We start from the raw sequence: 26,389 nt of genomic DNA on the forward strand, positions 1-26,389 counted from the left end.
ACCAGCCTATCGGTAATCTCATGCCGTGACCTCATCGCTTCCGCCGGGCCTGCGGCTCGGCTACGTCCCCGGCGCCACGCCCGCCAAATGGGCCCGCATCTGGGGCGAGCGGCATCCGGACGTCCGACTGGACCTCGTCCCCCTCCCGGCGGCGGACGCGCCGGACGCGGTCCGGGACGGCACCGTCGACCTGGCGCTCCTGCGCCTGCCCGCGGAGACGAGCGGGCTCGCGACGATCGCGCTGTACGAGGAGCAGGTGGTCGCGGTGGTGCCGAAGGAGCACCACGCCGCGGCCGCCGACGAGCTCGCCGCGGCCGATCTCGACGGGGAGCCGACCCTTCTCCCCCACGACGAGGCCCTGCACTGGGACGGCGCCCCGGGCGCGCCGGTCGAGCACCGACCGGAGACCACCGAGGCCGCGATCGAACTCGTCGCCGCGGGCCTGGGCGTGCTCCTCGTGCCGCAGTCGCTCGCGCGGCTGCACCACCGCAAGGACCTCACGTACCGGCCGGTCATCGACGCACCGCCCTCCCCCGTCGTGCTCGCGGTCCTCGCGGGCGAGCAACCGGAGGCCGTCGCGGAATTCATCGGCGTGGTGCGCGGCCGGAAGGCGGGCTCGTCCCGGGGCCGCGCCGAGCCCGCACCCAAGCGCACCGCGCGGGAGAAGACGCTCGCGAAGCAGGCCGCCCGCGCCGCGGCGGGCAAGAAGGCCGCGACCCCGAAGGCCAAGCCCGGCAAGCGCCCCCGCCGCTGAGCTCAGCCGAGCGATTCGATCCACTCGTCGACGGCCTGCACCTCGGCCTGACGCGGGAAGACCTTGCGCACCAGCACGCGGTGCACCTCGGGATCGTGGTCGGCGCAGGCGTCGGCCAGGACCGTGAGGCCGTAGTCGAGATCGCCCGCGTAGCGGACCGTCGACAGGACCACCCCACTCGTCGAAATGCCTGCGAGCACCAGGTGATCGGCCTGCAGGCCGCGCAGCACCACGTCGAGATCGCTGCCGCTGAACGCCCCGAACCGGCGCTTGACCACGACGGGCTCGCCCGGCAGCGGCGCCACCTCGGGGACGATCGCCGTGAGCGGGGAGACCTCGGTCATCGAATCGCCGCCCTCGCGGAGCATGGCGAAAGCCCGGTTGGTCGGCGGGATCTCGGGATAATCGGGCCGGAAGGCGACGCGCACGTGCACCACCGGCACGCTGTGGTCGCGCGCCGCCGACAGGGCACGTGCGGCGGAGGCGAGCGCCGCGGCGCCGGCGCGCTCGGCACCGTCGACGATGCCTCGCTGGTAGTCCATGAGGATCAGAACGGAACGCGATTCGGCCATGCGTCCAGGCTAGCGCTCAGCGCAGCGCGTCGAGATCCACCCGCACGGCGAACGGTGCCATCGCCTCGAACGCGCCGGTGGCCTCGACGGACTCGTACGCGCCGTCCACCAGCGTGAGGATTTCGAGCCGGACGTCCGCACCGTCGAGGTCGACGATCCAGTAGTGCGGGATCCCGGCCTCGGCGTACTCGTGGCGCTTCATCACCAGGTCGGTCCGGCGGGTGCCGGGCGACAGCACTTCGACCACGAGCACCACGTCCGTGCCGGAGATCCTCCTGCTCGCGACCCCGGTCCGGACGACGACCACATCAGGGGCGCGCACCGTGGCCGGCGTACGGGCGTCGAGCACCACGTCCACCTCCGGGTAGACGTCGAACTGCTCGGGCGCCGCGGCATCGAGCGCTGAGAACAGACGCCCACCGGCACGTTGATGTTCCGGCCTCGGCTTCGGCGACACGATCAGGACCCCCTCCTGAAGCTCCGCGTGCGACGACGAGTCCTCCCCCAAGGCGTCCCACTCCTCCAGCGAGAGGAGGTGTGGGCGGGTCGCTGCGGTCATGGCGCCATCGTACGCCCGGTTCGGCCAGGTCACACGGTAGATCCTGCGGCCGCGCGGGCGATCTCGGCGAGGCGGGCGAAGCCCTCCGTCTTCGCGCTGGACGCTCGGTAGGCGAGGCCGATCCGGCGGCCCGGCGCCGGCGCCGCGAACCGTGCGGTCGCCAGATCCGTGCCGCGCAGTTCGACGGCGACCGCGGGCTCGGGCAGCAGGGTGACCCCTAAGCCGCCTGAGACGCACTGCACGATCGTCGCGAGCGAGGCCGCCCGGGTGTCGCCCATGACGCCGACGCCCGCCTCGGCCTGGCGGCACAGGTCGAGCGCCTGGTCGCGGAGGCAGTGTCCCTCGTCGAGCAGCAACAGCTGCAGCCCGGACAGGTCGTCCGCGGTCAGGTCGTCGCGGCCGGCGAGCGGGTGACCGGGCGGCACCACGAGGACGAACTCCTCGTCGTAGAGCGGGATCTCGGCGACCGACGAGCTGTGCACCGGCAGCGCGAGCACGGCCACGTCGATCCGGCCGGAGCGCAGCGCGTCGAGCAGGCGGGCCGTCTGGTCCTCGACGACGGTGACCGCCAGATCGTCGACCTCGGCGCGCAGCTGCGGCAGGAGACGAGGCAGTCGATACGGCGCGACCGTCGGGATCATGCCGAGCCGGAGCGTCCCCCGCAGCTCGCCGGTGAGGCCGGCCGCCGAGCTCACCAGCTCCGCCGCGGACGCCACGATGACGGAGGCCTGTTCCAGCAGGGCCATTCCCGCCTCCGTGATGAGCACTTTGCGCGTGCTGCGCTCCACCAGCTGTACGCCGAGCCCGGTCTCGAGCGAGGCCAGCGCCTGCGACAGCGACGGCTGGCTCACGCCGAGCGATGTCGCCGCGGTGCCGAAGTGGCGCGAGCGTGCCACTGCGACGAAGGCGCGCAGCTGCGCGAGGGTCGGCTGATAAGGCTGATCGGACATACCTATCAGTCTAGTGCCATCCATCACCTTTGCTTTACAAAGATGTGATTCGCTCGGCACAGTGGTCTCCGAAAGCAACCCCGCCCGCGCGCCCATACCCCGGGTCGCACCTCGGGCTCATCGATACCCAATGAAGGAGTCATCTTGCCTCTCTTGACCATCGGCGACCAGTTCCCCGCGTTCAACCTCACCGCCGTGATCGGCGGCGACCTGTCGAAGGTCGACGCGCAGCAGCCGGACGACTACTTCACCACCGTCACCAGCGATGACTACGCCGGCAAGTGGAAGATCGTCTTCTTCTGGCCGAAGGACTTCACCTTCGTCTGCCCCACCGAGATCGCCGCCTTCGGCAAGCTCAACGACGAGTTCGCCGATCGTGACGCCCAGGTGCTCGGCGCCTCGGTCGACAACGAGTTCGTGCACTTCCAGTGGCGCGCGCAGCACGAGGACCTCAAGACCCTCCCCTTCCCGATGCTCTCGGACCTCAAGCGCGAGCTGGCGCAGGCCTCGGGCGTGCTCAACGCCGACGGCGTCGCGGACCGCGCGACGTTCATCGTCGACCCCAACAACGAGATCCAGTTCGTCTCCGTGACGGCCGGTTCCGTGGGCCGCAACGTCGACGAGGTGCTCCGCGTGCTGGACGCCCTGCAGTCCGACGAGCTCTGCGCCTGCAACTGGAAGAAGGGCGACCCGACCCTCGACGCCGGCGAGCTGCTGAAGGAGAGCGTCTAAACACATGTCGATCGACAACCTGAAGAACGCGGTCCCCGAGTACGCCAAGGACCTCAAGCTCAACCTCAGCTCGCTCGCGCGCTCCACCGAGCTCACCGAGCAGCAGCTGTGGGGCACCTTCCTCGCCTCGGCCGCGGCCACCAAGAACGCGACCGTCCTGCGCGAGATCGCCGAAGACGCCGCCGATACCCTGTCGGCGGAGGCCTACCAGGCCGCCCTCGGTGCCGCCTCCGTCATGGGCATGAACAACGTCGCGTACCGGGCGAAGGGCTTCCTCGGCGCCGACTACGCCCAGGTGCGCATGGGCCTGCGGATGAACATCATCGGCAACCCCGGCGTCGACAAGACCGACTTCGAGCTGTGGAGCCTCGCCGTCTCGGCGATCAACGGCTGCGAGCACTGCGTCGCCGCCCACGACGACGTGGTCCGCAAGGCCGGCCTCACCAAGGAGCAGGCCTTCGAGGCCGTCAAGGTCGCCGCCACCGTGCAGGGCGTCGCGCAGGCGATCTTCGCCGCCGAGACCCTCGCGACCGCTTCGGTCTAGCCTCACCGCTTCACAACACGACGGTGCCCGCCCCTCCTCGCGAGGGGCGGGCACCGTCGTTCTCGTACGCGTAACGAACAGCTCGCGGCCACCGACCTACGGTCATGCGGCAGAACCTGGTGGTGGCGCTCCGCGTCGCAGCCCTCATCGTCCTCCTCACCGCGGCGGTCGCTGCGGCGACCGCCGCGCACCCCCGCGATGCCGACCACACGGAGTTCGCCCACGAACTGGATCGAGGCGCGGTCGTTCAGGTGGCGCTGCCGGATTCCTCGTCGAGCTCGATCGACGACGAGACCGTCTGGACCGCGACGTGGTCGACGGGGCCGTTCCAATGGCGCCGGGGCCCCATCACCGACCGGCTGCAGACCCCCGTCGCCGAGTTCACAACCGCCATGCGGGCTCGCGGGGTCCGCGTCACGACGAAGGACGACGACGCCGAGCTGCTCGCCTGGCCCCTGCGCGGACCACCATGGGTCACGACCGTCATCGGGCTGACCATGCTGGCCACGCTCGTCGCCATGCTGTCCTCACGCCCCATCTACGGCACCCGGTGGGCATGGTTCTGGATGTTCGTCATCGGGCAGCTGGGCGCCCTGCTGTACCTCGTGCTGGAGCCCGCCCCGCTCTGGCGCCGCGGCACGGGCTCCGCGCACGGCCCGGCCGCCGCGGGCGATCCAGAGGGCGCGGGGCCACGGCCACCACGCTCTCGATGGAACGGGCTGCAAGGCGTCGCCTGGTCGATCCTCCTGCTCATGGCCGGCGCGATGGCCTCCTCCGGAATCGGCTGGCTCGCGGCGCGCGTCCTCCCCTGAACGCCCCGGGAGGATTCCGTCACGGTCGCCAGGAGCCGGCCTCCTGGCGGGTCGCGTGGTTGACCCGGTTCCAGAGGTTGATCTGCCCGACCGCCAGGACCAGCGCGGCCAGCTGGTTCGCGTCGAACTCGTCCGCGGCGGCGTCCCACAGCGCGTCCGGCACGGCCTCGGGGTGCCCCGCGAGCGCGGTCAGCTCCTCCGTGAGCTCGGGCGCGATCCGCTCGGCGTCGGAGAAGTAGGGCGTGTGACGCCAGGCGCCGACGGCGAAGAGCTTGTCGTCGGACGCGCCGTGCTTGCGGGCCATCCGCCAGTGCCCGTCGAGGCAGGTGCTGCAGCTGTTGAGCTGACTGGCCCGCATGTTGACCAGCTCCAACAGCTCCGGCGACAGCCCCGAGGCCGCCACCGCCTCGCCCAGCTTCGTCAGCGCATCCAGCGCCCCGGGCAGGGCGAAAGCGGGGTTCGTCATCCGTGCGGTCATGTCGGTCTCCTCTGTCGGTCACACTCGGGGCGGGCGCCCCGTCATACACCTGACGGATCGACGACGGAGGATGTGACACATGGACCTGAACGACTTCGAAAGCGCACGGCCCCGGCTGCTCGCGGTGGCCACGCGGATGCTCGGCTCCCCAGCCGACGCCGAGGACGCGGTGCAGGAGGCGTGGCTCCGGGCCGACCGGGCGGACTGGGACGGCACCGTCGACAATCCGGCCGCGTGGCTGACGACCGTCGTGTCGCGTATCTGCCTGGACCGCCTGCGCGCCCGTCGCGAGACCGCGTCGCTCGACGACGTCGACCCCGCCGACCCTGCGCCCGCGCCAGACGACGAAGCGCAACTCGCGGAGTCCGTCGGTGCGGCGATGGGCGCGGTCCTCGACGACCTCGGGCCGGCGGAGCGCGTGGCCTTCGTCCTGCACGACGTCTTCGCCGTGCCCTTCGACGACGTGGCGGCCATCCTCGGGCGGAGCCCCGCCGCGACGCGCCAACTCGCGAGCCGCGCCCGCCGGCGGGTGGCCGGGACGCCCCGGCCGGACGCGGCGCGGACGGACGCGGTGCGCGCCTTCCTCGCGGCGTCGCGCGACGGTGACTTCACCGCCCTCGTCGAGCTGCTCGACCCGGACGCCGTCTTCCGCACGCACACCGACGGTGCGGCCACGTCAGTGCTGACCGGCGCGCCCGCGATCGCGGAGGCCTTCCTGTTCAAGGCGAAGACGGCCCTGGTCGCGCTGGTCGACGGCGTGCTCGGCTACACCGTGCGGCTGCCCGGCGCGCCCAGCTACCTACTGCTCGGCGACGTGACTTTCACCGCGGACGGCCGGATCGCCGCCCTCGACGTCACCCTGCGCGCCGACGAGGTGGCGGGCAGCGAGGTGGTCCCGCTCTGACACGTGGAACGACGGTGCCCGCCCCCGGAGAGCCGGGGACGGGCACCGTCGAACGCGATGGGCCTAGTGGTCGATGGCCTTCTCGACACCGACGCCGGTGAGCGAGCGGACCTCCATCTCGACCGCCTTGTCGGCGAGATCGGTGTCCGGCTTGCCGAAGAGCGTGCCCAGGATCGCGAGGCCGAAGCCGATCGGGATCGACACCAGGCCGGGGTTCTCCAGGGGGAACCAGTGGAAGTCGAGCGACTTGAACATCGACGTCGACTTGCCCGACACGGCCGGCGAGAAGACGATCAGGACGATGGCCGAGATCAGGCCGCCGTACATCGACAGCACCGCGCCGGTGGTGTTGAACTTCCGCCAGAACAGCGAGAACAGGATCGTCGGCAGGTTGGCGGACGCCGCGACGGCGAACGCCAGGGCCACCAGGAAGGCGATGTTCTGCCCCATGGCGCCGATGCCCAGGATGATCGACGCGATGCCGATGACCACGACGGTGATGCGCGAGACACGGACCTGCGATTCCTCGGAAGCCTTGCCGTGCTTGATGACACCGTTGTAGATGTCGTGGGCGAGGCTCGCGGACGCGGTGATCGCCAGGCCGGCGACGACCGCGAGGATGGTGGCGAAGGCGACGGCGGAGATGACCGCCATGAGGATCGTGCCGCCCAGCGAGAACGCGAGCAGCGGCGCCGCGGAGTTGACCCCGCCGGGGGCCTTCGCGATGACGTCGGCGCCCACGTAAGCGGCGGCGCCGAAGCCCAGCACCAGGGTGAAGATGTAGAACGCGCCGATCAGGCCGATGGCCCAGGTCACCGAACGGCGGGCCTCCTTGGCCGTGGGCACGGTGTAGAAGCGCATGAGCACGTGCGGCAGGCCCGCGGTGCCGAGCACCAGCGCCAGCGCCAGCGAGATGAAGTCCAGCTTGGTGGTCTCGGTCTTGCCGTACTTGAGCCCGGGCTCGATGATCTTCTCGCCCGCAGCGCTGCCGTCGATGGCCTTCTGCAGCAGGTCGGAGAAGTTGCCCTTGACCGCGGCGAGCACCATGAGCGTCATCAGCAGGGCGCCGCCGACGAGCAGGACGGCCTTGACCATCTGCACGTAGGTGGTGCCCTTCATGCCGCCGACGAGCACGTAGACGATCATCAGGACGCCGACGACCGCGACGACGACGGCCTGGCCGGTGGTGCCCTTGATGTTGAGCAGGAGCGAGACGAGGCCGCCCGCGCCGGCCATCTGGGCGATCAGGTAGAAGAGGGAGACGGTGAGCGTCGCGAGCGCGGCGGCCATGCGGACGGGGCGCTGCTTGAGCCGGAAGCTCAGCACGTCGGCCATGGTGAACTTGCCGACGTTGCGCAGCCGCTCGGCGACGAGCAGGAGCGCGACGAGCCAGGCGACCAGGAAGCCGATGGAGTACAGGAAACCGTCGTAGCCCTGGACCGCGATGGCGCCGCAGATGCCGAGGAAGCTGGCGGCCGAGAGGTAGTCGCCCGCGATGGCGAAACCGTTCTGCGGGCCCGTGAACGTGGCGCCGCCGGTGTAGAAGTCCGTGGCCTTCTTGGTGGTGCGGCTGGCCTTGATGACCAGGCCCATCGTGACGCCGATGAACAGGACGAAGACGAGGATGTTCAGCGCGGTGGAGCCGACCTGCTGGCCGACCTCGATCGTGCGGGGCTCCCAGGCGAGGAGATCGGTCACTGGCCCGCCTCCCCGGCCTTGAGCTCGCCCTCGATGTGCTCACGGAGATCCGTCGCCATCGGGTCGATCGTGTTGTTCGCGAACCGCACGTACGCCCAGGTGATGGCGAACGTGGTGACGAACTGCCCGAGCCCCATCACCAGCGCGACGTTGATGTTCCCGAACAGCTTCTGGCTCATGAATTCGTGCGCGTAGGTCGCCAGCAGCACGTACACGGCGTACCAGAGCAGGAACGCCACGGAGATCGGGATCACGAACGTCGCCAGCCTGCGCCGGAGCTCGTGGAATTCCTTGCTGTCGTAGGCGCGCTGGTAGACCGCCGCCGTATCCTCTTCGTTCACGTCCGAAAGTGTGGCACGGACCACATTCACCGCAGGGTTGAATGGGCCACATACGCCGTGCAACCCCTTGCAACCGCCTTTACTCGGCGCTTGCTCCGGTCAGGAGTCGAGCGCCCGCCGCGTCGCCGCGGCGATCTCGGCGACCTGCTCGTCGGTGGTGACCAGCGCCGGCGAGTACTGCAGCGTTCCGAGGCCGGCGGCGCGGCCGGAGACGCCCTGCGCCCGAAGCTTCTTCACCATCGCCATGGCCTCGGCGGGCTCGTGCAACTGCACGCCGGCGACGGCGCCGACGCCGCCCCGCACGTCCTTGACCTTCGGGTGGTCGGCCAGCGTGGCGAGCTCCCGCAGCAGGGTGTCCTGCAGCCGCAGCGCCTCGGCGAGCAGGTTCTCGCGCTCCATGATGTCGAGCACCGCCATCGACGCAGCGGCGGCGGCCGCGTGGCCTCCGTAGGTGTAGCCGTGCCGCCACCACACGCCGCCCCCGTAGAAGGGCTCGGCGACGCGCGGTGCCACGAACAGGGCGCCCATCGGCACGTAGCCGCTGGTGAGCCCCTTGGCCGTGGTCATCAGGTCGGGCTCCAAGTCGAACCGGCTCGAGGCGAACCACGCGCCGCCGATCCGGCCGAAGCCCGTGATCACCTCGTCGGCGATGAACAACACGTCGTGCTCACGGCAGATGTCGCGGACCTCGCGCAGGTACCCCTCCGGCGGGGGCAGCAGGCCGCCGGCGCCGATCACCGGCTCCGCGACGAAGGCCGCGATGGCATCCGCGCCGACCCGCTCGATGAGGCCCAGCAGCTCCTTGGCGTCGTCCCACGCGACCGTCGCGGTGTCGTCGAAGAGCACCCCGCCGTAGCCCTCGGCGTTCACCGGGATGCCGCCCAGGCTCGTGCCGCCCACGTGCATGCCGTGATAGGCGTTCGAACGGCCGACGATGAGCTTCTTCTCCGGACGTCCCTGCTCCTGCCAGTACCGGCGGGCCAGCTTGATCGCCGAGTCGACCGAATCGGAGCCGCCCGAAGTGAAGAAGATCTTGCTGTCCGGCACCGGCGCGATGGCCTGCAGGCGGTTCGCGAGGGCGACGGTCGTGTCGGTCGCGGCATCGCCGAAGCCGGTCACGTGCGCGACCTTGAGCAGCTGATCGCGCACCGCGTCGGCGACCTCGGCGCGGCCGTGGCCGACATTGGCGAACCACAGGCCGGCGGTCGCGTCGAGGTACCGATTGCCGTCGGTGTCGAAGACGTACGCGCCCTCGCCGCGCGCGAAAACGAAGGCGCCGTCGCGCTGCACGGCGCCCATGTCCGCGAAGCCGTGCCAGAGTGCCGATGAGGTCGTGGGTCCCTGTCCGCTCATGGTGGATAAACTAGTCGCAAATGACGAAGCAGGAGACGCGCACCGCACGAGACGACGGCGCGGGCGGACCGTCGAAGCGCGATCTGTACGCCGCGCTCGGCACCGATGCCGACCCGGCGCTCACCCTCCGGGACGAGGCCCGCCTCCGCGGAAGACTCAAGCGCGCCAAGCCCTCCGACCTACCGAAGCTGGCCCGCGAGGTGGAGACCGCGCGGGCGCGCTACGCCGAGCGCACGGCGGCGGTGCCGGCGATCGTCTACCCCGAGAACCTCCCCGTCAGCGCGCGGCGCGAGGAGATCGCCAAGGCCATCTCCGAGAACCAGGTCATCATCCTCGCGGGCGAGACCGGCTCGGGGAAGACGACGCAGCTGCCGAAGATCTGCCTCGAGCTCGGCCGCGGCGTCCGGGGCATGATCGGCCACACCCAGCCCCGGCGACTCGCCGCCCGCAGCGTCGCCGAGCGGATCGCCGAGGAGACGAACACGGAGCTGGGCGACGCCGTCGGCTACGCCGTCCGGTTCACCGACCGGGTGTCGGCGAAGACCTCGGTCAAGCTGATGACCGACGGCATCCTGCTGCGCGAGCTCACCCGCGACCGCCTGCTCCGCGACTACGACACGATCATCATCGACGAGGCCCACGAGCGCAGCCTCAACATCGACTTCCTCCTCGGGTACCTGCGGCAGCTCCTGCCCCGCCGGCCCGACCTCAAGGTGATCGTCACATCCGCGACCATCGAGCCGGAGCGGTTCGCCGCCCACTTCGCGCGGCCCGACGGTACGCCCGCCCCCGTGATCGAGGTCAGCGGCCGCACCTACCCGGTGGAGATCCGGTACCGCCCGCTGGACGAGATGACCGACGACGCCGAGCCGCTCGACCAGGTCACCGGGATCGTGCACGCCGTCGACGAGCTCTCCCGCGAGGCACCCGGCGACGTCCTCGTCTTCCTCTCCGGCGAGCGCGAGATCCGTGACGCCGCGGAGGCGCTGCAGGCGCACGTGCGGCCCGGGACCGAGATCCTGCCGCTCTACGCACGCCTGTCTTCCGCCGAGCAGCACCGCGTCTTCGCCCCGCACACGGGCCGGCGGATCGTGCTGTCCACCAACGTCGCCGAGACCTCGCTGACGGTGCCCGGCATCAAGTACGTGGTGGACACCGGCACCGCGCGCATCTCCCGGTACTCGGTGCGCACCAAGGTACAGCGCCTCCCCATCGAGCCGGTCTCGCAGGCCTCGGCGCAGCAGCGCTCCGGGCGCTGCGGCCGCACGTCCGACGGCATCGCGATCCGGCTGTACTCGGAGGACGACTTCGACGCGCGGCCCGTGTACACCGATCCCGAGATCCTGCGGACCAACCTGGCCTCGGTGATCCTGTCGATGACCGCGTTGGAGCTGGGCGAGGTCTCCGCCTTCCCGTTCGTGCAGCCGCCCGACGAGCGGGCCGTCCGCGACGGCACGGCGCTGCTCGAGGAGCTGGGGGCGCTGGAGGACGCGCACGAGGGACACAAGCGACTCTCCGCGGTCGGCCGCCAGCTCGCGGACCTGCCCGTCGACCCGCGCATGGCGCGCATGCTCGTCGCCGCCCGCGAGTTCGGGGTGCTCCCCGAAGTGCTCGTGATCGTCGCCGGGCTGTCGATCCAGGATGTGCGCGAGCGGCCCGCCGAGCACCGTCAGGCCGCAGACGCGCAGCACGCCCGCTTCGCCGACCCAACCTCGGACTTCCTCTCGTACCTGAACCTGTGGCGGCACCTCGGCGACCGTCGCGCGGAGCTGACCTCCAGCGCCTTCCGCCGCGAGTGCCAGCGGGAGTTCCTGCATTACGTGCGGATCCGCGAGTGGCAGGACCTGCAGGGCCAACTGCGGCAGATCTGCCGGGACCTGGGGTGGAAGCTCGACTCGCTCGGCCGGGAGCCGGCGCCGTCGCCCGACCTGATCCACCAGGCGATGCTGGCCGGACTCCTGTCCCAGATCGGCCTGCGCGAGCCGGACGGCAAGGAGTTCCTGGGCGCGCGGAACGCGAAGTTCCTGGTCTTTCCCGGCTCCGCACTCGCCAAGAAGCCGCCGCGGTTCGTCATGGCCGGTGAGCTCGTGGAGACCTCGCGGCTCTTCGCGCGGACCGTCGCCAAGATCGAGCCCGAGTGGGCCGAGAAGCTGGCCGGGCCACTCGCGAAGCACCACTACTCCGAGCCGCACTGGTCCACGAAGCGGGAGGCCGTGCTCGCCAAGGAGCGCGTCACACTCTTCGGCGTGCCGCTGGTGGCCGACCGCACGGTGAACTTCGGCCGGATCGACCCCGTCGCCGCGCGGGAACTCTTCCTGCGGCATGCGCTCGTCCAGGGCGAATGGCGCACGCGCCACCCGTTCTTCGCTCGCAACCGGGCGCTGCTCGACGACGCGGAGTACCTCGAGGACAAGGCCCGCCGCCGGGACATCGTCGTGGACGAGGACGGTCTCTACGACTTCTACGACCGACGCGTGCCCGAGGGCATCGTCTCGGCGCGCCACTTCGACTCCTGGTGGAAGAAGACCTCGCGGACCGACCCCGGGTTGCTGGACCTCACCGCCGACGACCTCCTCGCCGACGGTGCCGCCGACGTCACGGCGGAGGCGTACCCGACGTCGTGGCTGCAGGGCCGCATCGAGGTCCCGCTGAAGTACCGCTTCGAGCCGGGTGCGGCCGACGACGGCGTCACCGCGCGGATCCCCGTCAAGGACCTGTCCACCGTCCGCGCCGACGGCTTCGAGTGGCTCGTCCCCGCGATGCGCGAGGAGCTCGCGGTCGCGCTGATCAAGTCGCTGCCCAAGCAGCTGCGCCGCGAGGTGGTGCCGGCCCCCGACTTCGCCGCGGCCGCGCTCGCGCGCCTCACCCCGCGCGCGGAGCCGCTCACCGAGGGCCTCGCCCGCGAGCTGACGCAGCTGTCCGGCACCGTGATCCGAGCCGGGGACTTCGCCACCGGCGCGATCCCCGATCACCTGCGGGTGACGTTCACGGTGATCGGCGACGACGGCCGCGTGCTCGGGACCGGCAAGGACCTCGACGCCCTCAAGCGCAAACTCGGGGCCGCGGTGCAGCAGGACCTGTCGAGCCGCGCCGGGGCGTACGAGCGCGCTCCGGCGAAGCAGTGGACCGCGGACACGCTCGGCGACGTGCCGCGGACCATCGACACCGAGGTGCGCGGCAGCCGCGTGACCGGCTTCGGCACTCTCTACCCCGCCGGTGACGCCGCGGGCGTGAAGGTGGTCGCGGCGGAGCCGGAGCAGACCGCGCTGATGGGGGCCGGGCTCGACGTGCTCCTCGCCAACGTCCTCCCGGCGGGGCACAAGTCGGTGCTGCAGTCCGTCGGACAGCGGGAACGGCTGGCGCTGTCGCAGAGCCCGTACGCGACGCCGATGGACCTCGTCGCCGACTGCCGGCGGCGCGCCATCACGGATCTCCGTGTCCGCGCGGGCCTCGCGTGGACGCCGGACGAGTTCGAGTCGCTCACGGCGACGGTGCGCGCCGGGCTCGGCGAGGCGGTCCAGCAGAACTTCGCCGCCGTCGCCGCCGCGGTGGCGACGGCCACCGAGGTTCGATGCGCGATCGCGTCCGCGCCGCCGGCGCTGCGCGACGCGGCGGAGGACATCGCCGAACAGCTCGACGGGCTGCTGTTCAGCGGCTTCGTCGCGGCCACTGCGGACGTCCATCTGCAACACCTGCCGCGCTACACCGCGGGCGCCGCCGCGCGCTGGGCCGCGCTACCCGCGTCGATCGACCGGGACGACCGCGGCATGGCGACGCTGGATCGTGTCTACGGCGCCCTGACCGCGAAGCTGGACACACTGCCCGAGCATCGCCGCGACGCAGCTCTGGACCAGGTGCACTGGCTGATCGAGGAACTGCGGGTCAGCCTGTTCGCGCAGTCGCTCGGTACCGCCGGGTCGGTCTCGGAGAAGAAGGTGCTGGCCGCGATCGCGGCTCTGACCTGAGAGCCGACCGCGCGGGCCGGCGCGGAAACGGGCTACGCCGCGTCGGTGGGGTCCGCCGCGGCGGCCCGGGTGCGGAGATCGCGGATGGCGGCCTCGAAGTCCTCGATGGACGAGAACCCCTGGTAGACGGAGGCGAACCGCAGGTAGGCCACCTCGTCGAGGTCGCGGAGCGGCCCGAGGATGGCGAGGCCCACCTCGTTCGCAGGAACCTCGGCCACGCCCATCGCGCGGATCGCCTCCTCGACCTGCTGGGCGAGCTTGTGCAGATCGTCCTCGGCGACGTCGCGGCCCTGGCACGCGCGGCGCACGCCCTTGACGACCTTCTCGCGGCTGAAGGGCTCGGTGACGCCGTTGCGCTTCACGACGGCCATCACCGCGCTCTCGACGGTGGTGAAGCGGCGCCCGCACTCGTTGCAGGAGCGGCGGCGGCGAATGCCCTGCCCGTCGTCGAAGACACGCGAATCGACCACACGGGTGTCCTCGTTCTTGCAGAACGGGCAATACATCGGTCCACCTCCCGCGCGGCTGCGCTCGGACGTCCGGCGGGGCAGTTGCAGCACGGTGGCCCCTGCCACCGACGTGCCCCGCGATCTCGACTCCGAGAATACTCGGCGCGGGAACGGCACCACGTTGTCGAGGTGGGCGGAGCGCCCGCCCTGCCGGGAATCCACTATCGCCATGCGGGTGGTCATCTGCGTCTCCTTCGCTCGTGGGTGATGGTCAGTAGCGCGGCGTGACGAGGGTCTGCCCCGCGTGCACGCGGCCGCCCTGCAGGCCGTTGATCTCCGAGATCTCCGCGACGACGGCGGCCTGAGCGCGCTCGGGCGCGATCTCACGGGCGATCTGCGCGAGGTCCTGGCCGGCACGGACCGTCACGACCGAGGTGAGGGCGGGCTGCGCCGCACCGGCGGGCGCGGGCTCCGCCTGGGGCGCGCCGCCGAACAGCACCAGCAGCGCGGCGAAGACGCCGGCGGCGAACAGGACGCACGCCGCGACGGACGGGCCGGGGATGCGGCGCGCGCAGCCGTCGGCGCGCGAGTAGCCGAGGGGTGCGCGGCGCCCCGCAGTACGCACGCCCGGGCGTTCGACGGTGCGCCGAGCGGACCCGCGGGCACCGGTCACGCGGACGGCGGTGAGCTCCGTTCGAACAAGACCCTCTGCGGCGCCGTTCGACGAGGTGATCGAGAGCGCCGACACCTCCCGCCCGCGGCTGCGGGCGAGCCGCGGCGAGACCCCGCGGGCCCGGGTCGCGCCGCGCCGGTCGGCGGCCGCCGAACCGTGCCGCACGAGCGCCTGCGCCTCGGCGGCGGCGCTCTGCGCTGCAATGATGACGTCTCGATCGATGATCGCGGTCATGATCTCTCCTTCGTCGGTAGCGGGTCCTTCTCGCTCACCTACTGGTCTATCGGAGGGGACTGACAAGTTTTCAATCCAGCCCCACCAGTCACACCGGAGTGCGTGCAAGTGTTCGAGAGAACTTCTGTTCGATTTCTACCACACCCCTCGAGCGAGCGGAAGACACGCGGACAAATTTCTCGAACAGATGTTTGTCAGGTCGTTCGAGCTGGACTACAGTGGAGTCGGAACCGAACGGGCGTGAGGAGCGACACATGACAGATGAGCGACAGGTTCAACACCGGGACAAGCGCTTCCGCGACGCACAGGGCAACGTCTCCGAGGATCACCTCACCCGTCGCCAGAAGCAGGTCCTGGAAGTCATCCGGCGCTCCGTCCGCGAGCGCGGCTATCCCCCGAGCATCCGGGAGATCGGCGACGAGGTGGGCCTCACGTCCACCTCCTCCGTGGCGCATCAGCTCCGCACCCTGGAGCGCCTGGGCTTCCTGCACCGCGATCCGAACCGCCCCCGCGCCGTGAACGTCCAGGGCGCCGAGGAGCGCACGGCCCAGGTCATCCAGAAGGTCATGGAGGACGAGGACCGGATGCCGGAGCCCGCGTTCGTCCCGGTGCTGGGGCGCATCGCCGCGGGCGGCCCCATCCTGGCCGAGGAGGCGGTGGAGGAGATCTTCCCGCTTCCCCGTGAACTCGTGGGCGAGGGCTCACTGTTCCTGCTCAAGGTGGTCGGCGAGTCGATGACGGACGCCGCGATCTGCGACGGGGACTGGGTCGTGGTGCGTCAGCAGTCCGTCGCCGAGAACGGCGACATCGTCGCCGCGATGCTCGACGGCGAGGCCACCGTCAAGACCTTCCGGCGCACGGGCCGCGACGTCTGGCTGATGCCGCACAATCCCGCCTTCGACCCGATCCACGGCAACGACGCGGTGATCCTCGGGAAGGTCGTCACCGTGATGCGTCGGATCTGACCGCACCCGCACTCGCCTCCGGCCGCGCCGGCTCGTCGACCGCTCGGTCGGGGGCCGGCGTTCGTCGTCCACCGAGGGACGCCAGCGCGCACGCGGCGCCGCCGAGCACCAGCCCGGCGAGCACACCCGGATGAAGGGCCTCGCCCAGCATCAGGAAGGCGAACAGCGCGGAGACCGACGGGATCACGGCGAAGAGCATCGCGGCGCCGCTCGCCCCGGCGATGCCGATCACGCGCAGGTACAGCGTCGTCGCCGTCATCGAACTCAGCAGCACCATCAGCACGAGCACGAGGGCGCCCTGCACGGGATCGCTCACCGTCGCGCCGAACAGTACGGTCAGAGCGCCGGCCGGCACGGCCGCGACCACCATGCCGATCGCATTCCCGGCCAACGGATCGACGCCGCGGCAGAACCGCTGCTGGTACACCCCGCCCACGGCGATGCCCGCCAGTCCCACCAGCGTGAACCCGATCCCCGCCCCGGCATGGGCCAGGGCCGGCACCGTCGACCAGCACGCCGTGACGACCGCTGCGAGCCCCAGCAGAGCCGCCAGGGCGCGGCGGGCCGTGAGTCGCTCGCGGAGCGCTATCCGGGCCACCACCGTCGTCACGGCCGGGTTGACACCGATGATCAGGGCCGCGACCCCCGCAGGCACGCCCGCCTGTAGCCCCAGGTAGCAGCCCAGGAACTGCGTGGCCTGCGTGAGCAGCCCGACGACGACGGCGTGTCCCAGGTCGGCGCCCCGCGGCAGGCGCCGGTCGGTCGCGCGCACCAGGCCGAGCATCAACACCCCGGAGACCGCGAACCGCAGGAAGAGCAGCAGGAACGGGCTCATCGCCGCGATCCCGAGGGCACCCAGCGGATACCCGAAGGCGTACAGCACCACGACGGAGAGCGCGAGCATCGGCGGAATTCTCATGACTCGATGGTCGAACGCGCAGGCCCCCGCCGTCCAACAATGATTGACGATCACGATCGATCGGTTCTATCGTTCAGTCATGCCGGATCCGATCCTGGACATCGTCCCACTGCGCAGCGTGGTCGCCATCGCCCGCTGCGGCGGAGTCCACCGCGCCGCCGAGACGCTCCACCTCACGCAGTCGACCGTCAGCGCGCACCTGCGCAGGCTCGAGAAGTCGACGGGCGGCACGATCGTCGAGAAGGCGGGCCGCGGAATCCGGTTCACCGATCACGGCAACCGGCTCCTCGGGCACGCCCAGACGATTCTCGACGCGCACGACGCCGCCGTCCACGCTCTCGCCTCCCCCACGACCCGCACGCTGTCGGTCGCCGCGACCGAGCACGGCGCCGACCGGCTCATCCCCGAGCTCAGCCGCGGCTTCGGCGCCCTCCCGGGAGGATGGGCCGCCCAGTTCCGGTTCGATCGCAGTGCGCAGATCGCGGGCGCCGTCGACCGCGGTCTCGCCGACGTGGCGGTCTTCCTCGCCGCCGGCGATCACCCGGACGCCGTCGGCCCCATCGACCTGCAGTGGTACGCCGCCCGGGAGTGGGAGCGCCCCGCCGGAACGGTGCCCGTCCTCCTCTTCGACGACCCGTGCGTGCTGCGCGCGCCCGCGGCGGACGCGCTCGCGCGCAACGGGATCGACTACACGATCGCCGCCGAGGCCGCGAACCTCGCGGGCCTGTACTCCGCGGCCCGCAGCGGCCTGGGGGTCACGCTGCTCCCCGCCATCGACGCGACCGACGGCCTGGTCACCGTCGACACGATGCCGCACCTGCCGCCGATCGCTCTCGCGGTCACCGTCGGGCCGCGCGTGCCGGCGACGGTCCGGGCCGCCGTCCGCGGTGCCGCCGCCTCACTGACCACTCCCCGCTAGACCGCGCTCGCCTCCGCCGCGTCCACCGTCTGGCTGAGGAGGACTGCGATGGTCATGGGTCCGACGCCACCCGGCACCGGGGACGCGGCGCGGGCGCGCGCGGCCGCGCCCGGGGCGACGTCCCCTGGGGTGAAGCCCGCGTCGACGATGACCGCACCGGGGCGCACCATGTCGGCGGTGATCAGGCCCGGCCGGCCCGCGGCAGCGATGAGGACGTCGGCGCGTCGGGTGTGCGCGGCGAGGTCGCGGGTGCGGGAGTGACACACCGTGACCGTCGCGTCGCGCTGGACGAGCATCGCGGACAGCGGCTTTCCGAGGATCGCGCTGCGCCCGACCACGGTCACGTCCGCGCCCGCGAGCACGACTCCGTGATGGTCGAGCAAGGCGACGATTCCTGCGGGCGTGCAACTGCGGTGGCCCGGCCTGCCGAGCGCGGCGGCCGCGAAAGCGGCGCTCGAGGTGCCGTCGACGTCCTTCGTCACAGGGATCGCGTCGAACGCGGCGCACTCGTCCACCTGCGGCGGCAGTGGATGCTGCAACAGGATGCCGTGCACGCCGTCGTCAGCCCCCAACTCGGAGAGCACACTGATCAGCTCGGCCGTCGTGGTCTCCGCGGGCAGGTGAACGAAGCGGGAGTCCAGGCCGTGGTCGGAACACCGACGGCGCTTCATCGCCACGTACGTGGCGGATCCCGGGTCGTCGCCGACCAGCACGGTGGCCAGGGTCGGGGTGAACGGCAGCGCCGCGGCGCGTGCGGCGGTGCGGCCGTTGAGCTCTGCGGCGAGCCGGGTTCCGGAGAGAACGATGGGCACGGACATGGCGACCTCCTGGGACTTCGACGCCCAGGCGCGCGGCTCACGGATACTCCGGTGGGCCGCTCCCCCGGGGTGCTCCCCGTCAGCGCCAGTCACGGCCACCCTCGAGGCTACCCGCCCTGCGCGCTCGCCTCCGCGTACCGGTGCAGGTGGTCGGTGGCCGAGCCGAACTCGGTCTCGATGGCGGTGAGCCGCTTGAAGCAGTGCCCGATCGCCAGCTCCTCCGTCATGCCCATGCCGCCGTGCAGCTGGACCGCGTTCTGCCCGACGAACCGCGCGGCCCGCGCGATGGTGATCTTCGCGGCCGAGACGGCGCGACGCCGCACCTGCGGCTCCGCGTCGAGGTTGAGCACCGCGAGGTAGCTCGCCGCGACGGATTGCTCGAGCTCGAGCGACATGTCCACCATGCGGTGCTGCAGCGCCTGGAAGGAGCCGATCGGCACGCCGAACTGGCGGCGCTGCTTGGCGTAGGCCACCGTGTCCGCCACCACGCGGCGCATGATCCCGACTCCCTCACAGCACACCGCGGCGGCACCGTCGTCGAGGGCGCGTTCGATGACGTCCCAGGCCCCGCCCTCGGCGCCGAGCAGCGCGGACGCGGGCACGCGGAGATCGGCGAGCACGAGATCGCCCGTGTGGTGATCGTCGATCGTGCGGAAGTACTGCGCGCTCACCCCGGCGGGCGGGGCCTGCGGGTCGAACTCCAGCAGGAAGAGCGAGATCCCGTCGCGGTCGAGCCGGCCTCCTGCGGTGCGGGCGGCGACGATCAGGTGCGTCGCGACCGGCAGGTCCGCGACCACGATCTTCGCCCCGGACAGCACGTACTCGTCACCGTCGCGCACGGCCGTCGTCTGGACGTCCCAGGACTCGCGCCCGGACTCGGGCTCGGTGAGCGCGAACGCGGTTCGCGCGCCTCCGTCGGCGATCGCCGTCAGCAGCGCGTCGGCGGCCGCGCCGCCGGATCCGCGCAGCAGGGCGGCGCCCACGACGGCGGTGCCGACGTAGGGCTCGACGACGAGCGCGCCGCCGAGCTCCTCGGCGATCACCATCATCTCCTCGGGCCCGCCGCCCAATCCGCCCACGGACTCGGGCAGCGTCGCGGCGAGGATGCCCAGCTCGGAGGCGAAGGCCTCCCACACGGCGGGTTGCCACCCGATTTCGGAGCGGGCCGCGCTGCGCGACTCCACCAGCGGGTACCGGCCCGCGAGGTAGGACCGCACGGCGTCGCGCAGCATCGTCTGTTCGTCGGTGAGTGTGAAGTCCATCTACAGCCCCAATGCCGCTTTCGCCAGGATGTTCCGTTGGATCTCGTTGGAGCCCGCGTAGATCGAGCCCGCACGATCGTTGAAGTAGCGCAGCGGCGCGACGGCCTGCCACAGGTCTCCGCTGTGCGCGCCGTCGGCGGGCGGAAGGTACTCGACCACCGGTCCGCCGGGCCGCGTGACGTGCGGCTGATAGACCCGGCCGCGGGGGCCGGCGCTCTTGTGGATGAACTCGGTGATCGCCTGGCTCAGCTCCGTACCCAGGATCTTGAGCATCGACGACGCGGTGCCCGGGTTGCCGCCCGCGGCGAGCACGGCGAGCGAGCGGTGCTCGAGGATCTCCAGGACGTCGACGCGGGCGCGCAGCTCCGCCAGCCCGAGGCGGAAGTCGTCGTCCTCGGACAACGGCCGCCCGCCGCGGCCGGGCACCGTCGTCGCCTCCTCGGCGAGCCGGTCGAGCGAGACCTGCATCCAGGGAGCCGCGGCGCCGCCGCCGCGCTCGAACTCGAGGAGGTACTTGGCGACCGTCCAGCCCTCGTCGATCTTCCCCAGCACGTTGGCCTTCGGCACCCGAACCCTGTCGAAGAAGACCACGTTCTGCACCTCCTCGCCGGAGGCCATGACGAGCGGCTGGATCTCGATGCCGGGCACCGTCATGTCGAGGAGCAGGAACGTGATGCCCTGCTGCTTGCGCTCCTGCTTCGAGGTGCGGACCAGCGCGAACATCCAGTTCGCCTCGCGCGCGTGGGTGGTCCAGATCTTGGATCCGGTGAGCACGAGGTCGTCGCCGTCGGACTCCGCGCGCATCGCCAACGAGGCGAGGTCCGAACCGGATTCGGGCTCGGAGTAGCCCTGGCAGAAGAAGACCGACTCGTCGAGGATGCCCGGGAGGAAGAACTTCTTCTGCTCCTCGGTCCCGAACTTCACGATGGCGTGCGCGACCATCCGGATCCCCATCGGCGACAGGAAGGGAGCGCCGGCGAGCACGGATTCGCGCGAGAAGATGTAGTGCTGCGCGACCGACCAGTCGCAGCCGCCCCACTCCACGGGCCATCCGGGCGCGGCCCACCCCTGCTTGTGCAGGATCGCCTGCCACTGCAGGCTCGCCTCGTGATCGGAGTAGACGCTGGTCGCCAGCCTGCCGGCCGCCCGCAGATCGTCGGTGAGGTGCGTGTCGAGGAACTCCCGCACCTCGTCGCGGAAGGCCTCTTCCTCCGCCGTGAACGTCACATCCATCCGGGTCTTCCCCTCGTTGACACCCTCGCACTGGCGAGACAAAATAGGAGTATGTCTCATCCGGAGCGTCCTGACAACCAGGTCGAGGTGATCCACCGCGCCGCGCAGTGGTTCCGCGAGGGCCGACGGGTGGACCTGGGGCAGCTCGCGAAGGCGAGCGGGATCGGCCGGGCCACGCTGTACCGGTGGTTCGAGGGCCGCGAACAGGTGGTGGGCGAGGCGATCTGGCTCGGCATCGCGCAGGCGATCGCACGGGTCGAGGCCGCCGAGCCGGTCCGCGACCGCGCGGCCTTCCTCCGCTCGTTCGGGCGGCTCGCGCACGAGGTGCGCGACTATCCCCCGCTCGCCGGATTCGCCACGGACGAACCGGAGTTCGCGATGCGGGTCCTGCAGTCGGGCGGCAGCGTGGTGCAGGCGCGGCTGATCGAGTGGGTCGCGGGCTGGCTGGCCGACATCGCCGTCCCGTCCTCCGACGCCGCCCGCGGCGTATCCCGGGCGGACCTCGCCTACGCGATCGTCCGGCTCGCGGAGTCGTTCCTGTGGTCCGACATGATCATCGGTACGCCGCCCCAGCCGGACAAGGCCGCGGCCCTCGTCGAGCTGCTCCTCGACGGGGCGGGCCGGCCCTAGCCGGAGACGATGCCGACGACGAGGTTGATCGCCGTCGCGAGGATGACGGTGCCGAAGGCGTACGAGAGCAGGCAGTGCCGCAGCACCACGCTGCGGAGCTCTCGGGTGGAGACCGAGTTGTCGGAGACCTGATAGGTCATGCCGAGGTTGTAGCTGAAGTAGAAGAAGTCGCGATACGAGGGCGGGTCGTCCGTCCCCCAGTCGATGCCGCCCGGCTCGTCGCCCTCGTCGCCGTAGTAGAGCGCGGCGTACTGCGTGGCGTAGGTCAGGTGCAGCGAGGCCCACACGGCGAAGGCGGCGAGCAGCGCGCCCGCCGCGGCCACGTTCCGCGCGTCGGTGCGGCCCGCGAGCAGCAGGATCACGATCGCCGCGAGGCCGCTGATCGCGATCACCCCCACCACGAGCTCGGCGACCCGGGGCCGGAAGTTCTCGCGGCGCACCGTCGCCCGGGTGGCGGTGTCGTCCAGCGGCCACAACACGAACCACCCGACGGCGGCGAAGACCGCGGCCGCCGCGCCGATGCCCAGCAGCGCGCCCAGCGAGAAGCCCAGCGGGACGCCGACGGCCACCGTCGTGACGGCGCCGACGGCGAGGGCGAGCGCGGCGCGCGCGGACGCCGAGGGCGGGAGGTCGCGGGTCTCGCTCACGACGCCGGGTACTGCGCCAGGGCTCCGGCGAGGGGCCCGGGGACCCGGGCGACGATCCGCGTACCGTCGGCCTCGTGCTCGGCGCTGACGACGGTGCCCTCGACGTGGATCCGCGCGACGAGGTCGCCGCGGTCGTAGGGCAGGAGTGTGCTGACCTCGACGTCGCCCGCGGTGATGAGCTGCGTCATCCGCTCGAGCAGCTCGTCGATGCCCTCGCGCGAATGCGCCGAGACGAAGACCGCCTCGGGCAGCGCGACGCGCAGCTGGGCCAGCACCACCGGATCGGCGGCGTCGATCTTGTTGACCACGAGCAACTCCCGCGGCAGCGACGCCTCCCGCTCCCCCGCGACATCGCGCAGCACCTGCCGCACGGCGTCGATCTGGCGCTGCGGCATCACGTCGCTGCCGTCGACGACGTGCAGCAGCAGGTCGGCGTCGACGACCTCCTCGAGCGTCGACCGGAAGGCCTCGACGAGCTGGGTGGGCAGGTGCCGCACGAAGCCGACGGTGTCGGTGAAGACGACGTCGCGGCCGTCCGTGAGCACGCCCTGCCGGGTGGTCGGGTCGAGGGTGGCGAACAGCGCGTTCTGCACCAGCACGCCGGCGTCGGTGAGCGCGTTGAGCAGGCTCGACTTCCCGGCGTTGGTGTACCCGGCGATCGCCACGGCGGGTACGCCCGAGCGGCGGCGCGAGCCGCGCTTGGTGTCCCGGGCCTGCTTCATGCCCTTGATCTCGCGGCGCAGCTTCGCCATCCGCTCACGGATCCGGCGACGGTCGGTCTCGATCTTCGTCTCACCCGGACCACGGAGGCCCACGCCGCCGTTGCTGCCCGCGCGACCGCCGGCCTGCCGGGACAGCGCCTCGCCCCAACCGCGCAGGCGGGGCAGCATGTACTCCATCTGCGCGAGGCTGACCTGCGCCTTGCCCTCGCGGGACGTCGCGTGCTGGGCGAAGATGTCGAGGATCAGGGCGGTGCGGTCGATGACCTTGACCTTCACGACCTTCTCCAGGGCGTTGAGCTGCGCGGGCGTGAGCTCGCCGTCGCAGATCACCGTGTCGGCGCCGGTCGCGAGCACGACCTCGCGGAGTTCGTGCGCCTTGCCGGAGCCGATGTAGGTGGCGGGGTCTGGCCGGTCGCGACGCTGGATCAGTCCCTCGAGGACCGCGGAGCCCGCGGTCTCGGCCAGGGCCTTGAGCTCGGCGAGCGAGGCGTCGGCCTGCGCCGCGGAGCCGGAAGTCCACACGCCCACGAGCACGACCTGCTCGAGACGCAACTGGCGGTATTCGACCTCGGTGACGTCGTCGAGCTCGGTCGAGAGGCCGACGACGCGACGGAGCGACGAACGCTCCTGCAACTGGAGTTCGCCGACGGTCGGGGCCGGCTCCCAGGTATCCATGTCTGTCATATGCCTCCAGTGTGGCACGACGGGACGTGGGAGGTCACGCGGGTTTTCCCAGGGCTGAACGCGGCGGCCGTCGTCAGAGGCGCGCGGTACCGGAGGCGACGAGGCGGCTGGGCCCGCGGAGCACGGCACCGTCGGCCTCGACGGTGACGGTGACGACCCCGCCCGGCACGTGCACGTCGACCGCGCCGGTCTCGAGGCCCGCGGCGCGCAGGGCCGCGACCGCGGCGGCGACGGTGCCGGTCCCGCAGGACCGGGTCTCCCCCGAGCCGCGCTCGTGCACGCGCATGTGCACGGCACCGTCGGCCAGCGGGGTGACGACCTCGACGTTCGTGCCGTGCGGGAACAGGCCGTGGTCGAAGGTGGGCGCGCTGGCGACGTCAAGGGCCAGCAGGTCCTGCTCGGTGAGCCCGGGCACTATGCAGGCGAGGTGCGGGTTGCCCACGTCGACGGCGATCCCGGCCAGGTCGCGCCCGTCGACCCCGGCGGACGAGCTGCCGAAGACGCGGGGCACGCCCATCGCGACGGAGACCTCGGCGGTCTCGGGGTCGGCGTGGTGCACGCGCACCGGCTTGGCGCCGGCCCGGGAGCCGACCGTGAACTCATCGCCCGCCACCAGGGCGTTCGCAGCGAGGAAGTGGGCGAAGACGCGCACGCCGTTGCCGCACATCTCGGCGATCGAGCCGTCGGAGTTGCGGTAGTCCATGAACCAGTCCTCGCGGGCCACGCCGGCGGGCAGCGCGTCGAGGACGCCGGCGTCCAGCAGCTCACCCGCGCGGGCGGCGCGGAGCACGCCGTCACCGCCGATGCCGGCGCGGCGGTCGCAGAGGGCGGCGACGAGCTCGGGCGTGAGCTCGATGTCGACGCCCGGGTCCGGCAGGATCACGAAGTCGTTCTCCGTGCCGTGGCCCTTGAGGAAGTCCACTGCGGTCATGGGAACCAGTCTACGGGCGCGTCATGGCCGCCACGGCGGGGCGGCGTGCGCGGCGAGCGCGGCGTCGAGCAGGTCCGGCGCCGCGGCGTCCAGCCAGACGACGCGGGGATCGCGCCGGAACCACGACCGCTGCCGGCGGACGTACCGCCGCGTGCCGATGAAGGTCAGTTCGCGCGCCTGCTCGAGGTCGTACTCGCCGTCGAGGGCGGCGAGCACCTGGGCGTAGCCGATCGCGCGGGCCGCGGTGACGCCCTCCCGCAGGCCCCGCTCCTCGAGGGCACGGACCTCGTCGACGAGACCGCCGTCGAACATGCGCCGGGTGCGCAGGTCTATCCGGGCGTCGAGTTCCTCCGTGTCGCGGTCGAGGGCGACGATCGCGGTGTCCCAGCGGGCCGGGCCGATCTCGGGCGCGGACGCGGCGAAGGGCTCGCCGGTGATGGTCACGACCTCGAGGGCGCGGACGATCCTGCGGCCGTCGGTGGTGAGGATCTTCGCGCCCGCGGCGGGGTCGAGCGCCGCCAGCTCGCGGTGCAGGGCGAGGGGCCCGACCTCGGCGAGGCGGTCCTCGAACCGCCGCCGCACGTCCGGGTCGGTCGCGGGGAAGCTCCACTCGTCGAGCAGGGCCTGGAAGTACATCATCGAGCCGCCGACGATGACCGGGGTGCGGCCCGCGGCGAGCAGTGCCTCGGCGTCGGCGCGGGCCCGCTCCTGGTACGCGGCGACGGTGGCGGTCTCGGTCACCTCCAGCACGTCGAGCTGATGGTGCGGGATCCCGCGCCGCTCCTCGACGGGCAGCTTCGCCGTGCCGATGTCCATGCCCCGGTACATCTGCATGGCGTCGATGTTGATGATCTCGCCGTCCAGCCGTTCGGCGAGGTCGAGCGCGAGGTCCGACTTGCCGGTCGCGGTGGGGCCGACGACGGCGATCGGCCGAGTGACCGTCACGCAGCGCCGCCGGTGGCGACGAGGTAGCCGACACCGAACGGGGCGTCGCGGTAGAGCACGTCGACGGGGCCGCCCGCGCAGGCCGCGGCCGCGGCGCGCCAGCCGTCGTCGAGCCCGTCGACGGGGCCGCCCGCACGGACGGCGTCGACCTGGGCCTCGAAGACCGCCTCGTCCTCGGGACGGTGGCCGCCCGGCGCGCGGGCGGTCAGGGTGTTCGGTCCGTCGAGCACGAAGAGCACGCCCTCCGCGTCGCCGTCGTCGACGATCCGGGCCGACGGCGCCGCGCTCCCCCGGAGCCAGGCAGCGAGGAGCAGCGGCAGCGGCCACGTGGGGCTGGGCGGCAGGTCGTTCGACGGTGCGCCGGGCCCCGTCGTGACGATGACGTCGGCGCCGAACCCGACGAACGTCCCCGCAGAGGCCTCGTCGCCCCTGGTCACGGACGCGGACGCGACGACACGCCAGGTGCGGGCGCGGGCGCCGAGCCACGCCCCGGCGGCGAGCGCGGCGCCGCGCAGCCGGTCGGCATCCGGGTCGCCGGGGGCGCCCACCAGCTCGGGAACGAGCAGCGGAGCGCCGGGGATGACGGCCACGGGCCGGTGGTCGCGCGGGGACGGGTGCACGAGAAGAACGCTAATCGATCGCGCCAGGGCGCCCGCGGAGTGCTTCAATGGATCCGGGCCCGCGCGCAGTGCGGGT

Annotated in this window: 27 protein-coding genes and 1 riboswitch; of the genes, 9 read left to right on the plus strand and 18 right to left on the minus strand. The window is 71.8% G+C overall.

Features of this window, described 5'->3' with window-relative positions:
* The first annotated feature begins 25 nt into the window (after positions 1–25).
* Positions 26–754, plus strand: coding sequence for a LysR family transcriptional regulator substrate-binding protein (locus tag WFK95_RS09050; protein ID WP_224645767.1), 729 nt, complete (start codon positions 26–28; stop codon positions 752–754).
* A 2-nt stretch (positions 755–756) separates the two neighbouring features.
* Here WFK95_RS09050 and WFK95_RS09055 read toward each other — a convergent pair whose 3' ends face one another.
* Genes WFK95_RS09055 through WFK95_RS09065 form a run of 3 tightly spaced genes read right to left on the minus strand, consistent with a single transcriptional unit; the run spans position 757 to position 2,835 of the window.
* On the minus strand, positions 757–1,326 hold the full coding sequence (locus WFK95_RS09055) for a cysteine hydrolase family protein (RefSeq protein ID WP_224645768.1): 570 nt from the start codon (positions 1,324–1,326) through the stop codon (positions 757–759).
* A gap of 16 nt (positions 1,327–1,342) precedes the next feature.
* Positions 1,343–1,885: a Uma2 family endonuclease gene (locus WFK95_RS09060; RefSeq protein ID WP_224645769.1), complete on the minus strand. Its 543-nt coding sequence runs from the start codon at positions 1,883–1,885 to the stop codon at positions 1,343–1,345.
* Positions 1,886–1,914: 29 nt separating this feature from the next.
* Positions 1,915–2,835 carry a hydrogen peroxide-inducible genes activator gene (locus WFK95_RS09065; protein WP_224645770.1) on the minus strand — a complete coding sequence of 307 codons (921 nt, stop codon included), beginning with the start codon at positions 2,833–2,835 and terminating at the stop codon, positions 1,915–1,917.
* Positions 2,836–2,979: 144 nt separating this feature from the next.
* Between WFK95_RS09065 and WFK95_RS09070 the strand changes: the two genes are divergently transcribed.
* From WFK95_RS09070 to WFK95_RS09080, 3 genes are all read left to right on the plus strand, one after another.
* On the plus strand, positions 2,980–3,567 hold the full coding sequence (locus WFK95_RS09070; RefSeq protein WP_224645771.1) for a peroxiredoxin: 588 nt from the start codon (positions 2,980–2,982) through the stop codon (positions 3,565–3,567).
* 4 nt (positions 3,568–3,571) lie between these two features.
* Positions 3,572–4,111 carry a carboxymuconolactone decarboxylase family protein gene (locus WFK95_RS09075; RefSeq protein WP_224645772.1) on the plus strand — a complete coding sequence of 180 codons (540 nt, stop codon included), beginning with the start codon at positions 3,572–3,574 and terminating at the stop codon, positions 4,109–4,111.
* A gap of 104 nt (positions 4,112–4,215) precedes the next feature.
* Positions 4,216–4,923: a hypothetical protein gene (locus WFK95_RS09080; protein WP_224645773.1), complete on the plus strand. Its 708-nt coding sequence runs from the start codon at positions 4,216–4,218 to the stop codon at positions 4,921–4,923.
* 19 nt (positions 4,924–4,942) lie between these two features.
* On the opposite strand, the gene WFK95_RS09085 is transcribed toward WFK95_RS09080, so the two are convergent.
* On the minus strand, positions 4,943–5,401 hold the full coding sequence (locus WFK95_RS09085; protein ID WP_336670483.1) for a carboxymuconolactone decarboxylase family protein: 459 nt from the start codon (positions 5,399–5,401) through the stop codon (positions 4,943–4,945).
* A 79-nt stretch (positions 5,402–5,480) separates the two neighbouring features.
* On the opposite strand from WFK95_RS09085, the gene WFK95_RS09090 reads away from it, so the two are divergent.
* A complete protein-coding gene (locus WFK95_RS09090) occupies positions 5,481–6,305 on the plus strand; it encodes a sigma-70 family RNA polymerase sigma factor (protein WP_224645775.1) in 825 nt (274 codons plus the stop codon).
* 63 nt (positions 6,306–6,368) lie between these two features.
* Here the strand turns inward: WFK95_RS09090 and WFK95_RS09095 are convergent, their stop codons facing one another.
* The 3 genes from WFK95_RS09095 to WFK95_RS09105 form a co-directional block, all read right to left on the minus strand.
* Positions 6,369–8,003 carry a solute symporter family protein gene (locus WFK95_RS09095; protein ID WP_224645776.1) on the minus strand — a complete coding sequence of 545 codons (1,635 nt, stop codon included), beginning with the start codon at positions 8,001–8,003 and terminating at the stop codon, positions 6,369–6,371.
* Complete coding sequence (locus tag WFK95_RS09100; RefSeq protein WP_224645777.1) at positions 8,000–8,344, minus strand: DUF485 domain-containing protein; 345 nt, start codon at positions 8,342–8,344, stop codon at positions 8,000–8,002. The genes WFK95_RS09095 and WFK95_RS09100 overlap by 4 nt, the downstream gene beginning before the upstream one ends.
* Positions 8,345–8,443: 99 nt before the next feature.
* Positions 8,444–9,697 (minus strand): aminotransferase family protein, encoded by a 1,254-nt coding sequence (locus WFK95_RS09105; RefSeq protein ID WP_224645778.1) that lies wholly within the window; start codon positions 9,695–9,697, stop codon positions 8,444–8,446.
* 20 nt (positions 9,698–9,717) lie between these two features.
* Here WFK95_RS09105 and hrpA point away from each other — a divergent pair, with 20 nt between their 5' ends.
* Positions 9,718–13,662, plus strand: coding sequence for an ATP-dependent RNA helicase HrpA (gene hrpA, locus WFK95_RS09110; protein WP_224645779.1), 3,945 nt, complete (start codon positions 9,718–9,720; stop codon positions 13,660–13,662).
* Positions 13,663–13,694: 32 nt separating this feature from the next.
* On the opposite strand, the gene nrdR is transcribed toward hrpA, so the two are convergent.
* Positions 13,695–14,168: a transcriptional regulator NrdR gene (gene nrdR, locus WFK95_RS09115; protein ID WP_224645796.1), complete on the minus strand. Its 474-nt coding sequence runs from the start codon at positions 14,166–14,168 to the stop codon at positions 13,695–13,697.
* A 214-nt stretch (positions 14,169–14,382) separates the two neighbouring features.
* Entirely contained in the window at positions 14,383–15,018 is a 636-nt protein-coding gene (locus WFK95_RS09120; protein WP_224645780.1) for a hypothetical protein, read from the minus strand.
* Between the two features lie 254 nt (positions 15,019–15,272).
* Between WFK95_RS09120 and lexA the strand changes: the two genes are divergently transcribed.
* Positions 15,273–15,983, plus strand: a complete 711-nt coding sequence (gene lexA, locus WFK95_RS09125; RefSeq protein WP_224645781.1) for a transcriptional repressor LexA — start codon at positions 15,273–15,275, stop codon at positions 15,981–15,983.
* Here the strand turns inward: lexA and WFK95_RS09130 are convergent.
* Positions 15,961–16,902 (minus strand): DMT family transporter, encoded by a 942-nt coding sequence (locus WFK95_RS09130; protein ID WP_224645782.1) that lies wholly within the window; start codon positions 16,900–16,902, stop codon positions 15,961–15,963. The two genes, lexA and WFK95_RS09130, sit on opposite strands and share 23 nt — an antisense overlap.
* Positions 16,903–16,981: 79 nt before the next feature.
* Between WFK95_RS09130 and WFK95_RS09135 the strand changes: the two genes are divergently transcribed.
* A complete protein-coding gene (locus WFK95_RS09135; protein ID WP_224645783.1) occupies positions 16,982–17,821 on the plus strand; it encodes a LysR family transcriptional regulator in 840 nt (279 codons plus the stop codon).
* Here WFK95_RS09135 and WFK95_RS09140 read toward each other — a convergent pair.
* The 3 genes from WFK95_RS09140 to WFK95_RS09150 form a co-directional block, all read right to left on the minus strand.
* Positions 17,818–18,639 (minus strand): bifunctional 5,10-methylenetetrahydrofolate dehydrogenase/5,10-methenyltetrahydrofolate cyclohydrolase, encoded by an 822-nt coding sequence (locus tag WFK95_RS09140; protein WP_224645784.1) that lies wholly within the window; start codon positions 18,637–18,639, stop codon positions 17,818–17,820. The genes WFK95_RS09135 and WFK95_RS09140 overlap by 4 nt on opposite strands.
* Before the next feature lie 15 nt (positions 18,640–18,654).
* A riboswitch (ZMP/ZTP riboswitch) is annotated at positions 18,655–18,742 on the minus strand.
* A gap of 4 nt (positions 18,743–18,746) precedes the next feature.
* Positions 18,747–19,901, minus strand: a complete 1,155-nt coding sequence (locus WFK95_RS09145; RefSeq protein WP_224645785.1) for an acyl-CoA dehydrogenase family protein — start codon at positions 19,899–19,901, stop codon at positions 18,747–18,749.
* A complete protein-coding gene (locus tag WFK95_RS09150; RefSeq protein WP_224645786.1) occupies positions 19,902–21,134 on the minus strand; it encodes an acyl-CoA dehydrogenase family protein in 1,233 nt (410 codons plus the stop codon). It lies immediately after the preceding gene.
* Positions 21,135–21,185: 51 nt separating this feature from the next.
* On the opposite strand from WFK95_RS09150, the gene WFK95_RS09155 reads away from it, so the two are divergent.
* Entirely contained in the window at positions 21,186–21,764 is a 579-nt protein-coding gene (locus WFK95_RS09155; RefSeq protein ID WP_224645787.1) for a QsdR family transcriptional regulator, read from the plus strand.
* On the opposite strand, the gene WFK95_RS09160 is transcribed toward WFK95_RS09155, so the two are convergent.
* From WFK95_RS09160 to WFK95_RS09180, 5 genes are all read right to left on the minus strand, one after another.
* On the minus strand, positions 21,761–22,411 hold the full coding sequence (locus WFK95_RS09160) for a DUF1345 domain-containing protein (protein ID WP_336670484.1): 651 nt from the start codon (positions 22,409–22,411) through the stop codon (positions 21,761–21,763). The two genes, WFK95_RS09155 and WFK95_RS09160, sit on opposite strands and share 4 nt — an antisense overlap.
* Entirely contained in the window at positions 22,408–23,817 is a 1,410-nt protein-coding gene (hflX, locus tag WFK95_RS09165; RefSeq protein ID WP_336670485.1) for a GTPase HflX, read from the minus strand. Before hflX ends, WFK95_RS09160 begins: the two co-directional genes overlap by 4 nt.
* 73 nt (positions 23,818–23,890) lie before the next feature.
* A complete protein-coding gene (gene dapF, locus WFK95_RS09170) occupies positions 23,891–24,739 on the minus strand; it encodes a diaminopimelate epimerase (protein WP_336670726.1) in 849 nt (282 codons plus the stop codon).
* A gap of 30 nt (positions 24,740–24,769) precedes the next feature.
* Positions 24,770–25,693, minus strand: a complete 924-nt coding sequence (miaA, locus tag WFK95_RS09175) for a tRNA (adenosine(37)-N6)-dimethylallyltransferase MiaA (protein ID WP_336670486.1) — start codon at positions 25,691–25,693, stop codon at positions 24,770–24,772.
* Positions 25,690–26,313, minus strand: a complete 624-nt coding sequence (locus WFK95_RS09180; protein ID WP_336670487.1) for a hypothetical protein — start codon at positions 26,311–26,313, stop codon at positions 25,690–25,692. Before WFK95_RS09180 ends, miaA begins: the two co-directional genes overlap by 4 nt.
* Between the last annotated feature and the right edge of the window lie 76 nt (positions 26,314–26,389).

This window comes from Tsukamurella sp. USMM236 (assembly GCF_037148755.1).
Classification (GTDB): Bacteria; Actinomycetota; Actinomycetes; order Mycobacteriales; family Mycobacteriaceae; genus Tsukamurella.